The sequence below is a fragment of the Kitasatospora sp. NPDC127035 genome (genome assembly GCF_042726075.1).
GTDB lineage: Bacteria > Actinomycetota > Actinomycetes > Streptomycetales > Streptomycetaceae > Kitasatospora.
Genome location: NZ_JBHXDN010000008.1, coordinates 82374 through 95454 on the forward strand (window position 1 = coordinate 82374; position 13081 = coordinate 95454).

A 13081-nucleotide genomic window follows, 5' to 3' on the forward strand; every position below is an offset into this window, starting at 1 on the left:
CGTGAACGCGGGGCCGGCGGGAGCGGGGCGGGGGCGGCCGGGGTCAGGCGGCCGGGGGTGGGGGAGCGGGGTTGTCCGGGGTGGTGTCGTTGACGAGGATGCGGTCGATGCGTTCGGCGCTGTCGGCGGAGATCGGGCGGAGGTCGTTGACCTCCTGGACGGCCATCTCCGGAGCCTTGGTGCGCAGGGCGTTGAGGAGGCGGCCGACGGTCACGCGGTCGCCGGCGGCGACGGCCGCCTCGACCTCCGCGAGGAGGCCGTCGACCTCGGCCCAGGCGCGGAGCTGCCAGAGGCGTACGAGGTCGAGCAACTCCTCGGCTTCCTCGGCCAGTTCTGGTCCGATGCGGGTGGCGAGCGGGGTGGGAGGGTTGGCCGTCATGGGCCGAGAGTAGAGGAACCGGGCGGCCGTGACGACCGGCCGCGTCGGCGCAGGAGTTCGGCGGCCGTGGCGCAGAGCGCGGCGCCGAGGGCGACGGCGAGGCTGCGGCCCGGGCTGACGGCGGCGTGCAGGAGGGCGCCGCCGAGGCCCTCGGCGCACCAGGCGAGGGTGCCGGCCGTGACGGCGAGTGCCACGACGGAGTAGCGGGTCCGCCGGGGGACTCCCGGTGGGGTGGTGAGGGAGAGCTGGAGGGCGAGGGCGGCCAGCAGGGCGATGACGGCGGGCTTGAGGCGGCCCGGCAGCGGGACGGCGTACTGGAGCGACTGGACGGCGGCGAGGAGCATGAGGAGGGAGCCGACGATCGCGGTGTTCCGCCGGGTGACCTGCTCGAACCGGCGGGACTCCCGCTCGGACCGCAGCCGGAGCTGTTCGGCCACGGCGGTCTCGGCGGCGGCGACGATCAGTTGGGTGCGCTCCTCCACGGAGGCGAGCCAGGCGGCGCCGTCCTGGGCGCGGTGGGCGAGGCGGGCGGCGGTCGCGAGGTCGGCCCCGAAGCCGTAGTCGGTGGTGTCCTGCCCCGGTGTGTGCCGGGCGCCGAGGGCTACCCGGAGGTTGTGGGCGACGATCTCGGCGTCGCGGGCGTCCTGGGCGAGCCTGGTCCGCAGTGTGACCAGGCTGAGCAGCTCGGTCCGGGTGCGGACGAGCAGGCGGCGGCCGTGCGGGACGAGGTCGTCGGTGGACGGCCCGTCGAGCAGGGCGTGCAGGGCGGCGATGGCGCGTTCGAGGTCGGCGGCGACGGTGTCGGCCCGGGTTTGCCGGGTGTCGAGCGCGGTGGTGAGGCGGCGGAGACCGGCCGCGTGCAGGAGGTACCGGGCGAGCGGGGTGAGTGCGGCCGTGCCGTCGCTCCAGGTCCAGCCGTCGAGTTCGGCCTCCTGGCCCGGGGCGCAGAGGACGGCGAGCACGCGTGGCGCGGAGACGGTACCGCGGGGCGGGGGTTCGAACACCGGCAGCGGGCCGGGGGTGACGGCGAGGGCCGTCGGCGGGGTGCCGGGCAGGGCGGCGAGGACGGCGTCGTGGAGGGCGCCTGCGGCGGCCGCTGCGGACGGCGAAGGGGTGGTGGCCGGCGGAGGCGCGGTCGGCGGGCCGGCGAGGGGGGTGACGGCGGTGAGGACGACGGCCTGCCCGAGTTCGGCGGGGTGGTCTCCCGGGACGGCCCGGCGCCACTGCTCGTACAGCGCCGTCCAGTCGCCGTGGGGCGGGGAGAGGGTGACGGCCAGGCAGAGCCGGTCGCGGTAGCGGCGGAGCAGCATCTGATGCAGGCCCGGTGTGCCGGGCCGGGCCGGGGCGAGGCACAGCACGCCGTCGGCGGCCGGGAGGTCGGCGGGTGGGACGGCGGGTGGGACGCCCGGTCGGACGGCCGGTGTGCCGGTCGGTCCGGCGGTCAGGGGCCAGTGCCGGACGGCGTCGGCCCACAGCTCGGCCATCCGGGCCAGCCCCGGGGCGTCGGCGGGGGTGAAGACGTACCCGATCAGGCACTGCTGGTCCAGGGCGGCGGAGGGGGTGCCGGGCGGGCCGGACGGCTGTGGTGCGGGGCCGGGGCGGCCGTTCGGCGCGGTGCCCGCATTCGTCATCGGTCCCCCTCGACGCCGCCGGCGGCTCCGCTGCCTGTCTCGCCTTCGACCTCGGCCAGTGCGGCGAACCGTGGGTCCGACGCGGCCAGCGCGCGCAGGTCGGACCGGATGACGGCGGCGGCTTCCGGGGGGAGCGTGCGGAAGGCGTCGGTGAAGGCGGCTGCCCAGGTGTCGGGCGCCCACACGCCGGCCAGGATCCCTCCCATGGCGGCGAAGAGCAGGGCGACGCCGCCGTAGAACTCGTCGTCCGCCGTGTGGTGGGCGATCATGGCGAGCGCGAAGGCCGGCCGGCCGTCCACGGCGCCGAGCAGCGACTCGCGGCTGAGATCGATCAGGCCGCCGGGATCGGCGAGTTCCGCGGCTGCGCGTCGCCGCCACCCCGGGTCGGGGCCGGGGTGTTCCGTACGCTCCAGTGCGATCAGGCACCAGGCGATGACGAGGCCCGGCTCCGCGAGCCAGAAGTTCGGCTCCTCGGGGAGCAGGGTGTCGGCGACTCCGACGAGGAACGGGCCGTCCTCCTCCATGATCGCGAACTGCTCGGCGGGGGGCGCGGTCAGGAACCGCTCGATCCGCGCCCGGACGGCGTCCGCCGCGCTCTCGGCCACGCCGTAGGTGCGGGCCAGCCACCGGAGCCCGCGCAGTACCGGGATCGGCAGCGGGGCGACGCCGGGTGCGAGGGGGCGGGCCATGACGTCCGGCAGGTCGGCGACGACCTCGTCGAGTTCCGGGCCCAGCAGCTCAGGATGTCGGGTGAGGACGTCGTGCTGAGCCTCCAGGGTGGGCTGGAGCAGCCAGACTTCGAGGAGGGAGACCTGGTCGAGGTCGACGGGTTCGGTGATGCCGGGCGGCGGCGGTTCGCCGGAGAGTTCGAGCCAGCGCCGGTCGAACTCCTCCGGGTCGTCGACTCGCAACTGCTGCGCCGCCAGCAGGAGTTCCAGGGTGAGCTGGTCGGTGAGCCCGGGTGCGGCGAAGGCTTCCACGAGGTAGGCGACGCAGGCGGCGGTGTCCCAGCCCTCCTGACGGAACCGGGCCGTGAAGGCGAACGGCGACGGCTGCGCGGCCAGGCGTTCCCAGACGACCGCCGCCTCGGCACCTCGGCCGAGCGCGTCGAGGTCGGCGGCGAGCCGGCCCGCCACGGCGTGGGTGCGCTGGGTGGTGTCGTCGAAGGAGTCGGCCCGGACCAGCCCGAGCAGCAGCTCGAACGCCTGGCCGCGCAGGTCGACGGCCTCTTCCCGCGGGACCCGGCGGGCGCGGGAGTCGAGGGCCGCGGCGAACTGGTCGGCGTACCGGTCGGGCTCGGCTGCCCGGGCGGTACGGAGACGTTCCAGCGTCTCGGTCTCCAGGCCCTCGGCCCGTTCGGCGTCGCCGGGCCGGGTCTCCTGCCACTCGGCCGCCAGCAGGCGGAGCAGACGGGCCAGGTCCAACCGGGCCTCGCAGAGGTCGGCGACGGCGTCGGGTTCCCGCTCGGCCCAGCTCCGCAGCACCTCGACGGCCTCCTCCGTGCAGGAGACGGCCCGGACCAGCATCGTGTGCCGCCGGGCGGTGTCCTCGGCTCCGTCGCCGCGCGGACGGCCGTCCTCCAGCACCTCGCCGACGTGGCGCAGGGCCTTGACGAAGACGGCCGGGTCCGGGTCGCCCTCGCCGGTGTACCGGCGCCGGGCGGTCTCCAGGACGAGGTCCAGACGGGGCAGGGCGTCCTCCGGCCTCCCCAGGGTCAGACAGACCGCCAGGTAGCTGCCGGCCCCGGTCAGCCAGTCCGAGGTGAAGCGCACCGGATCCGCTCCGACCAGGGTGTCCAGCAGGTCCATGGCCTCGTCGGCGAGTGCCAGGGGGACGAGGTGGAGCCCCTCGGTGCTCGTCGACGCCGCGGTGGAGGTCCCGGAGTGGATGGCGTACCCGCCGGCGAGATTGAACAGCGCGACCGTCAGGATCACCGCCGCGCCCGGCTGGTCCGGGGCGAGCGGGCGCAGCCGTCCGACGGCGCTGGTGGCCACGGTGATCGCCTCGCGGGCGGAGCCGTCGAGGGCGTAGGCCTCGGCGAGGTTGGCCTCGGCCTTGGCCAGCAGGAGGACGTTCGCCCCCTCGTCGCGGTGGGGCACGTCGAGCAGCTCGACCGCCTCCCGCCCGGCCTCGACGGCCCGCCGGGCGTCACCGCGCGCGCACCTGACGCCGGCCAGGACGCCGAGGGTGTCACCCATCGGCCACCGGACGCGTTCCGGCGTCGTGCGGGCCATGGCCCGCCAGCCCGCGACGGCCCGGGTCAGTGCCGTCTCCGCCTCGGCGAACCGGCCGAGCCGGTACAGGACGGTCGCGGCCTGGTTCAGCACGACGGTGGTCTGTGGGTCGGGGGCCTCCACGTCGTCGTCCAGGAGTTCGCCGGCCCCGTGGGGCTCGGGGGCGCCGGTCGGCGTTTCGGAGGTCGCCGGGGGCACGGTCGCCGGGTCGTCCGACGGCCGGCCTCCGAGCCGGGTCAGCTCCAGGACCTCCCGCAGCGCGCTCAGGGCGTTCTCCGGTGTGCCACAGGACTGTTCCACCGCGATCTTGGCGGCGAGGGCGATCAGCCGCAGGTCGGCCGCGGACCGGTGCAGGGTGAGCCGGAGCGCCTTCTCGGCCGGCTCGCGGCCCTGCGGGGGGTCGATGGTCGTCCACAGGTCCGCCTCCTTGGCGAGGACCCGGGCGAGGTCGCTCCCCGCGGCCGACAGTCCGAGTTCGGCCACGACGAACTCGAAGTGGTCGCGGGCCTCCTGGATGAGCGCGAGGTAGGCGGTGGGGGCGCCGCCGCCGATGAGGACACCGGACGCGGCGTTCTCCAGTGTCTCGGCGAGCGCTCCGCGGACTCCCGGGTACGGGTCCGACGCCGCGACGGCCCGCCAGCTGCCGATCGCGAGGTCGTACATCGCCGCGGCGCGGTCCCCGAAGCCGTGGTCGAGCAGTTGCTCCGCCACCGTGCCGGCGGTGACGGCCAGGCTGATCAGGTTCTCGGTGATCTCACCGAGCGCGGCGATCCCGGCCACGCCGTCCTCGCCGGCCCGGGCCGCGTGGTCGCTGAGCCGCAGCCAGAGGTAGCGGGCCTCGATCAGCGACCGACCGTCCGCCATCCGGTCGCGGGCCTCGGCGAACAGCGCGTCGAACACCTCCTGCGCGGCGGTGTCGAAGGGGGCCGCCCGGGTCGGGCTGAACGGCGGGTGCAGCAGGTCGACGACGCTCTGGTGGGCGATGCGGTAGACGGCGGGGCCGACCCCTCCCGCAGGATCGTCCAGGACGTCCTGGGTGACGTGGCGGCCGAGGGCGCCGAGGAGCCAGTCGGCGTCCTCGGTCCGGTAGCGGTCGTCGGGGGCCAGCAGCTCGCGCTGGCGGGCCATCGCGCTCGCCACGCTCAGCCACTCGGCCTCGGGGAAGCCGGCGCCCAGGGCCCAGGTGAGTGCGGTGAGCAGGAGCCGGGCGTGGGCGGGCGGGTCGGCGGCGAGAGCCTCGCGGGTGGGGGCGGCGACGTCGGCGAGGTCGCGTCGGACGGCCTCCTCCAGGCTGCCGCTGAGCCGGTCCAGCCAGTCCGGCCGGGCCGCCGTGCGGTCACCGGCGCTGTCCGCGTCGGTCGCGTCGCCCGGCGCGCGGCCGGAGGGGACGGTACCGGTGAGTCGCGCGGCCAGCTGGTCGGTGATGACGCGGGCGAGCAGGAACACGCCCGTACGGTCGGCCGGTACGGAGGCGAGGACGTGGTCGGCGACCCGGTCGGCGTCGGCGACCGACAGCGGGCCGTCCGGTCCTGCCGCGCCGCCCGGCCCGGCGGCCGGGTGTCCGGGCAGTCCGGTGAGCCGGCGCCGGACGTAGCCCCGGACGGCCTCCTCCGCCCCGGCGAGGTACTCCTCGGCCGCCAGGTCCAGGGCGGGCGGGCGCGCGCCGCAGAGGAGGCGCAGCAGATCCTCGCCGGGCCCGTCGTCCCGGGGCAGGTCGCGGGTCGACACGACGACGGTGGCGGTCTCGGCGAGCGGGAGGACGAGCCGCTCGGCGATGTCGAACGCGTCGCGGCGCCAGGTGTCGTTGGCGGTCCGGGTCCGCCTCGTCCGGGCCTCGTCGAGGCCGTCGAAGACGATCACCGGGCAACCGGCACCGCTCCCGTCGTTCCCGTCGTCGCGCGGCCTCCTCGTGGTGCGGGCGGCCTGGACCGCGGCGACCAGGGCCGTGCAGGTGCGGGGCTCCCCGTCGTCGGCGGCGTCGATGATCCCGGCGCCGATCAGCTGGTCGTCCAGCTCGGCGGCGAGGTCCTCGGCCGAACGCCCACGGGCGTGCACGTTGGCGTGCACCGAGCCGGCTCCGGGGTCGGCATGGCCGGGGTCCTGGTCCCCGGCGAGCACCCGGTCCCGTTCCGCGGGGTCGGACAGGCTGACGACGCGTCCGACGATCGCCGACTTCCCCGTGCCGGCGGGGCCGGTGACGACATGCAGCCCGGGCACTCCCGACCGGACCCGGCCGACCACCAGCTCCACCTCCGTCCGCCGTCCGCTGAACAGCAACTGGGCGGGGAGGACGCCGGAGCCGCGCGCCGCCTCCAGCAGGTGCTGGACCACCTGAGGGCCGGTGCCGGGCCGGTACAGGGGATTGGGGAACATCTCGATCCACTCGGTCCGGTCGCGGTGGCGCATGTCGGGCCGTTGCAGGTTGGGGCGGAACACCGGTCGTTGGGCGGAGTACGGCCCCACGTCCTGCGACCAGCCGTCCATCAGCTCGTCGACGACGTCCTGCGCGGACACCATGGGCTGGCCGGCGAGCCAGGGGGCCCGGCCGCGGCGCGCTTCGGCCGGACCCTTCTCCAGGACCCGTCGCAGGTGGTGGGTCATCAGGGCGTCCGCGGCACGCTGTCCGGTGTCGGCGCCGGCGAGCAGCCCGATCCAGAGGAAGTCCCGTGCGCCTTCGGCCTCGTCGACCGCGTTGGCGATCCGGCCGGCGACCTCCTCCAGCCCGGTGACGGCCCCGGCGAAGCAGCAGTTGACCACCAGCAGGAGCTGCCGGGCGCCGGCGGCGGCCGCCCACGCGACCAGACTCCGGGCCTCGACCGCCGGGTCCCACCCGGAGGCGGTGACGGCGGTGTCGGCCGTCGCCAGCAGCAGCCGGTCACCGGCCAGGTCACCGTGGCCGCTCCACAGGACGAACAGGTAGGACGACCGGGCCGGGCCCGGGATCTTGTGCGGCGGCAGCGCCGGGCCGGCGAGCAGCTCGGCGATGTCCCGGGAGGTCGGGTCGGTGCGCAGGGTGGTCGAGAAGGTGTGGCCGGTACGGGCCGCGGGCCCCTGCCACACCTTGCGGAGCGCGGCGGCGAGGCGGGTCACGTCCCGGACCGGCGAGGGCAGGTCCGGCAGTCCCTCCCGGTACGCGGCCACACCGATGCCGACGAAGTGCGTACTGGTGGTGTGCCGCCCCGCGGTCGGTGGGCCGGGCTCGGGGGGCCCGGCTGCCGTGCCGTCGTCCGTCGCCGGGTCCGACTGCGTGTGGTCCATGCTTCCCCCTGGTAGCCGGTCCGCGGTCACGATTCTGGCAGGAGCGGCGCACGCCGGGTCCGGCTGTGGTGGTTTCGTGACACGACGGAAACCCTCCGCGGTCCCGGACCGGCCGGGCCCGCCGGGGGCGCCCGGGGCCGGCCGGGCCGGTGGGCCGCCGGCGGGGGCCGGACGGCCGCGGCGCCGGGCCGAGTGGCGCGTCGGCGTGCGGGCGGGGCAGCCTGGAACCACGGACGGGTGTGCTCCCGGCACCGAGGAGTGGTCATGGGTGACACCGAGGTACTGGTCGTGGGGGCGGGGCCGGTCGGACTGACGGCCGCCGCGGAGCTTCGCCGCCGCGGCGTCGAGTGCCGGATCGTCGACCGTCTGCCCGCCCCGCAGCCGTACGCCAAGGCGGTCGGCATCCAGCCCCGTACCCTGGAGGTCTGGGACGCCATGGGGCTGGTCCGCGAGGTCCTCGACGAAGCCGTGCCGATGCGGGGCCAGTTGATTTTCGTGAACGGCGATCCCGGCCCGCGGATCGACCTCGACCTGCCCGCCGACGTGCCGTACCGCTTCGCCGCGCTCCCGCAGTACACCACGGAGCGGCTGCTCACCGACCACCTCGCCGGCTACGGGACGACCGTCGAGCGCGGCACCGAACTGCTGGACCTGGAGCAGCGCGACGACCACGTCCGCGTCTCGCTCGCCACGCCGGACGGGCCGCGGGAGGCGGCGGCGCGGTACGTCGTCGGCTGCGACGGCGCGCACAGCCGGGTGCGCCGTGCGGCCGGGATCGCCTTCGAGGGCGACGCCTTCCCCGAGCAGTACATGCTGGGCGACGTCGAGGTCGACTGGGACCTCCCCGACGGCTACGGCGTGCGCGCCACCCACCTGGACGCCGACGGGGTCGCCGACGACCTGCTGGTCTGCATACCGCTGCCGGGCCGACGGCGGTACCGGATGTCGATGCTCGTCCCGCCCGAGCTGGCCTCCGCGCCGTCCGGAGAGGTCGCTCACGGTCTCGAACGCGGCCGCGCACCGGAGTTGCGGCACATCCAGGCCGTGCTCGACCGGTTGTCGCCGCAGCCCACCACGGCCACCGCGCTGCGCTGGTCGTCGGTCTTCCGGATCAGCCACCGGCTGGCCGACCGCTACCGGGAGGGCCGGCTCCTCCTCGCCGGCGACGCGGCCCACATCCACCCGCCCACCGGTGCCCAGGGCATGAACACCGGGGTCCAGGACGCGTACAACCTGGCCTGGAAGCTCGCCCTCGCGGTCCGGGGGATCGCCGCCGACGGACTGCTCGACAGCTACCACGCGGAACGCCACGCGGTGGGCGAGGAGGTCGTCGGACGCACGGTGCGCCACGCCCGGGCGGGCTTCGACGCCGACCCGGACGACCTGACCACCCTGCTGCTCCGGGAGGCCCAACTGCTGGTCGGCTACCGCGGCGGACCGCTGACCCCGCCCGGCGGCGGGGCCGGGGACCCCGGCGGCGGCCACGGCCCCCTCGCCGGTGACCGGGCGCCGGACTGCGGCGGGCTGGAGCGGCCGCTGACCGCCTTCCCGCAGCGCCTGTTCGACCTGCTGCGCAGCCCCCGGCACGCCCTGCTGCTGTACGCCGACGCGGGAACACCGGCGGAACGACTCCACGGGACCGCGGCCGCCGCGCGTTCGGCGGCCCACGGCCTCCTCGACGTCCACGTGGTCCTGGCCGCCGGGGCGGACTCCCGGCCGGACGGTCTGCGGCTCCCGTACGTCCGGGACGCCGCCGGGGCGTTCCGGGCGGCCTACGCCCCGGGCGACGGCGCACGCGACGGCGCGGACGCGGGGACGGGCGCGGGAGCGGCCTTCCTGATCCGCCCGGACGGCTACCTGGCCGCGCGCCTGCCCGCCGGTGATCCGGGCGGCCCCGCCGCCGAACTCCGTCGCGCCTTCGCGGCCCCGGGCGCGACGGGAAGCACCGCCTGACGCGCGGGAGCCCGGTGCCGCGGGCGTCCGTCTCCCGTGGCCGCGGCACCGGTGCGTGGCCGCGGCACCGGTGGGGCGCGCGGCTTGATCGCCACCAACTCGCCGATGCCGACACGGACTTCGCCGGATCGAGTGAGTGCCGTCGGGACACGCCGAGGAGCCCGGTGGACCGCTGCCAGGATCGGGGACCGCACCGGCGAGACCCCACCCGTCCGCAGCCGAGCCGCCCGGCTTGGCTGCCGCTCCCGCGCGCCCACCGGCGGCGGGAAGGGGGTCGCCCGTGCCGCACCGGCAGACGACCCAGGGAGCAACGTGACGCAGTCCCACGCGCAACATGACCGGCCCGACCGTGACCTGCCCGAGGACGGCCTGCCCGAGGACGGCCTGCCCGACCGGCAGGACGGCCGGGAGCCGGAGCACTCCGAGGAGTTCCGCGCCCGCTTCTACGGCGACAACCGGCTCAAGGCCGGCGCGTCGATCTCCACCCTCGCCATGGTGCGGCGTCTGCCGCACCTGGTCCGCAGGGCGCTCTCCCTCGCGTGGCGGGCGGACCGCTCCGCCACCGTGCTGCTGCTCGTCTGCCAGGCCCTGTCCGGCGTGTTCGGCGCCCTCGCCCTCTACTTCACCACCGGCACCCTCGACGCGTTGCTCGTCCCCGGGCCCGTCACCGACCACCTCCGCGACGCCGCCCCCTCCCTCACCGTCCTCACCGCCTCCGTCGCGCTGCGCGCCGTCCTCGCCATCGCCGTCACCAGCCTCTCCGGGCGGGTGTCGCCCCGGATCAACCGCGAGGCCGACCTCGCACTGATCGAGGCCGGCTGCGCCGCCGAGCTCGCCGCCTACGACGAACCCGCCTACGCGGAGAGCTGGGAGGCCGCCGACCGGGGCGCCGCCACCACGCCCGACCTGCTCTCCAACGCCCAGGACGTGATCGCCTCCGCCGTGAGCCTGCTCGCCGCGGCCGGCGTCCTCGCCACCCTCCACCCGTGGCTGGTCCCGTTCCTGTTGCTCGGTTCGGTGCCGACCGGCGTCGCCGCCGTGCGGACCGCCCGCATCCACTACCTCGCCTCCGTCGGCACCAACGAGGAGCGGGCGGCGCTGCGGGTCTACCGCTGGTTCCTCATCGACAAGGGCCGTGCCGACCAGGTCAGGTCGGACCAGGTCACGCCGTTCATGCTCGACAAGTACCGGCAGACCGAGGACCGGATCGCCGTGGCCACCGACCGGGCCGTCCGCCGGGCCACCCGGGTCTCCCTGTACGCGGCGTTCGGCACCGGCGCGGGCGCCGCGCTGGTCTGGGGCACCCTGCTCTACCTGGTCGCCTCCGACCGGATCGGGCTGGCCGCCGCCGGTTCCGCCACCTTCGCGCTGCGCACCGCCGGCGGCGGCATCCAGGGCGTGGTCGGCAACGGTGCCCGCCTCTACCGGATGGGCCTCTACCTGGACGACTACTTCCGTTTCCTCGACGAGGCCGGTGGCCACCGCATCCGGCGGGGCACCGTCGTCCCCGGTGCGCCGGCCACGGTCGCCGTCACCGACCTCAGCTACGCCTACCCCGGCGAGCAGCAGGATCCGGCGCTGCGGGGCGTCAGCCTGACGCTGCGTCGCGACGAGATCGTCGCGGTGATCGGTCAGAACGGCAGCGGGAAGTCCACGCTCCTCAAGCTGATCTCCGGTCTCTACCTCCCGCAGGGCGGCCGGATCACCTGGGACGGCGTGCCGATCGAGGAGCTCGACGCCGACGGCCTGTGGCGCCGGGTGGCGCGCGTCCCGCAGGAGTTCGCCCGCTGGCCGCTGAACGCCACCGAGAACATCCACCTCGGACACGTCGGTGACGCCGAGCGCACCGAGGACCCGGACCGGGCCGGCCGGGCCGGCCGGGTCGACCAGGCCGGCCGTCCCCGGCCGGTCGGCGACACCACCCTGGCGGAGGTCCGGCGGGCCGCCGGGCACACCGGCTTCGACGAGACCGTCGCCCGGCTGCGGTCCGGTTGGCACACCCTGCTCGCCCAGGGCTGGATGGGCGGCGCCGAACTGTCCGGCGGCGGCTGGCAGCGTGCGGCCGTGGCGCGCGCCTTCTACCGCACCACCCTCAACCCCGGTCTGCTGATCCTCGACGAGCCGACCTCCGACCTCGACCCGCGCGCCGAACACCGCATCCTGCACGCCCTGCGCGGCTTCGCACCCGGTCGGATCATCCTTCTGGTGACCCACAACATCGCCAACGCCCGCCTCGCCGACCGCGTCGTCGTCATGGACCAGGGCCTCGTCGTCCAGACCGGGACCTGGGACGAACTCGCCGCCCGGCCCGGCGGGCTGTTCCGTGAACTCCTCGACCTCCAGCGGGACCGGTCCGTCCCGGCCCAGCGCTCCGACGCCCCCTGACCCGCGACGGGGGCCGGCCGGTCACCCCGGCCGGCCCCCGACGCGGTTCGGAACACTGCCCGGCCTCGCAGTCCGGGACGCGGCCGGGACGCGGCCGGGACGCGCCCTATCCGAACGCGTCGGCCGGCTCGTGCGGCCTCGTCCGCTGCTTGGCGAGGTTCCGTGCCGTGGCGCGGCGCTCGGCGACGTCGGCGGCGTCGAACAGCTGCGCCGCGTGGTCGATGAGGATCTCGATCCCGTCCAGCCGACCGGTGTTGCCCACGCAGAGCAGGTCCGGCGAAGGTGCCGGCGGCGCGTAGAGGGCGAACACCGCGGTGCACCGGAACAGGGAGTCCATGGCCCAGCAGGCCGGCCCGTCCAGTCCGGACGTCGTGGTCCTGGCCACCGGCCGCACGCCCTCGGCCAGGTCGACCACGGTGAACGCGGCGCTCCTGGCGTCGGACTGGACGAAGTGCCCGGACCAGCGGTGGAGGGGGTGCAGGGGGTGGATCTCGGCCAGCCGGTACAGGGCGTTCTGGTTGACGCCCGCCTCCATCCCCGGCAGCCCGATCGCCCAGCCGTAGGGAAAGGCGTAGTGCTCGCCGAACTGGTGCACGAGCTCGTCGCGGGTCGCCTCGATCCTGGCGATGGTGTCGGTGGAGAGCGACTCCCAGCCGAGCTTCTCGTAGTGCTCCTGGTAGAGCCGCGCGTCGCCGGCGTTGTGGACGATGTCGTGCAGGAGGAAGCGTTCGGAGAGGTCGGTGTAGGCGGGGACCCGGCCGAACTCGGCCAGGACCTGCGCGATCACGGACACTTCGTGCAGGCCCCGCCAGCGGGCGAAGGCCGTGTCGACGAATCCGCCGTCGAGGTCGTCGTGCACGTCCCTGGCCAGTTGGACGGCCCGCGCCTGCAACCGGGAGAGCGCCTCGAACCCGGCGTCCTGCCGGGCGGCCGCCTCGGCGGAGCACTTCGCGTGGAGGTCGCCCTGCAGGTCGAGGACCGCCGCGAGGACGAGACGGTAGGCGTCCAACGCCGGTCCCCAGTGCCGCCGGACGGTCCGGCGGAGCCGGCGATCCGTGCGGTCCTCGGCGAGCAGCCTCTCCGGACCGCGGGCGAGGAAGCGGCGGGCGAAGGAGACGGCCTCGTCCTCCTCGGCGGGGTCCGCCGGGGCGGGGCCGGCCGACGAGGTGCCGGCGGTGCGGGTGTTTCCAGGAGCAGTCACGTGAGCGTAGCTCTCTCGGGTGATCGGGCATGGCGGGATC

The 13081-nt window shown here is 75.8% G+C and carries 6 protein-coding genes; 2 read left to right on the forward strand and 4 right to left on the reverse strand.

What is annotated here, in order from left to right; translation table 11 throughout:
• Nucleotides 1-43: 43 nt before the first annotated feature.
• Genes ACFWIC_RS07520 through ACFWIC_RS07530 form a run of 3 tightly spaced genes read right to left on the reverse strand, consistent with a single transcriptional unit; the run spans nucleotide 44 to nucleotide 7502 of the window.
• A complete protein-coding gene (locus ACFWIC_RS07520) occupies nucleotides 44-379 on the reverse strand; it encodes a hypothetical protein (protein WP_355405082.1) in 336 nt (111 codons plus the stop codon).
• Nucleotides 376-2010: a CATRA conflict system CASPASE/TPR repeat-associated protein gene (locus tag ACFWIC_RS07525; protein ID WP_380516691.1), complete on the reverse strand. Its 1635-nt coding sequence runs from the start codon at nucleotides 2008-2010 to the stop codon at nucleotides 376-378. The genes ACFWIC_RS07520 and ACFWIC_RS07525 overlap by 4 nt, the downstream gene beginning before the upstream one ends.
• The gene (locus ACFWIC_RS07530) at nucleotides 2007-7502 is read right to left on the reverse strand and encodes a hypothetical protein (protein ID WP_380516694.1); all 5496 of its coding nucleotides are present in this window, start codon (nucleotides 7500-7502) and stop codon (nucleotides 2007-2009) included. The genes ACFWIC_RS07525 and ACFWIC_RS07530 overlap by 4 nt, the downstream gene beginning before the upstream one ends.
• A 264-nt stretch (nucleotides 7503-7766) precedes the next feature.
• On the opposite strand from ACFWIC_RS07530, the gene ACFWIC_RS07535 reads away from it, so the two are divergent.
• Together ACFWIC_RS07535 and ACFWIC_RS07540 are read left to right on the forward strand one after the other, a co-directional pair.
• Complete coding sequence (locus ACFWIC_RS07535) at nucleotides 7767-9455, forward strand: FAD-dependent monooxygenase (protein WP_380516697.1); 1689 nt, start codon at nucleotides 7767-7769, stop codon at nucleotides 9453-9455.
• A gap of 312 nt (nucleotides 9456-9767) precedes the next feature.
• Nucleotides 9768-11840: an ATP-binding cassette domain-containing protein gene (locus tag ACFWIC_RS07540; RefSeq protein WP_380516700.1), complete on the forward strand. Its 2073-nt coding sequence runs from the start codon at nucleotides 9768-9770 to the stop codon at nucleotides 11838-11840.
• Nucleotides 11841-11946: 106 nt separating this feature from the next.
• On the opposite strand, the gene ACFWIC_RS07545 is transcribed toward ACFWIC_RS07540, so the two are convergent.
• Nucleotides 11947-13041 carry a DUF5677 domain-containing protein gene (locus tag ACFWIC_RS07545; RefSeq protein WP_329880089.1) on the reverse strand — a complete coding sequence of 365 codons (1095 nt, stop codon included), beginning with the start codon at nucleotides 13039-13041 and terminating at the stop codon, nucleotides 11947-11949.
• Nucleotides 13042-13081: the final 40 nt, after the last annotated feature.

What these genes read in the sequence shown, in the direction of transcription:
- ACFWIC_RS07520 (WP_355405082.1), bottom strand. Translation starts at nt 379, where the DNA reads ATGACGGCCAACCCTCCCACCCCGCTCGCCACCCGCATCGGACCAGAA.
- ACFWIC_RS07525 (WP_380516691.1), bottom strand. Translation starts at nt 2,010, where the DNA reads ATGACGAATGCGGGCACCGCGCCGAACGGCCGCCCCGGCCCCGCACCA.
- ACFWIC_RS07530 (WP_380516694.1), bottom strand. Translation starts at nt 7,502, where the DNA reads ATGGACCACACGCAGTCGGACCCGGCGACGGACGACGGCACGGCAGCC.
- ACFWIC_RS07535 (WP_380516697.1), top strand. Translation starts at nt 7,767, where the DNA reads ATGGGTGACACCGAGGTACTGGTCGTGGGGGCGGGGCCGGTCGGACTG.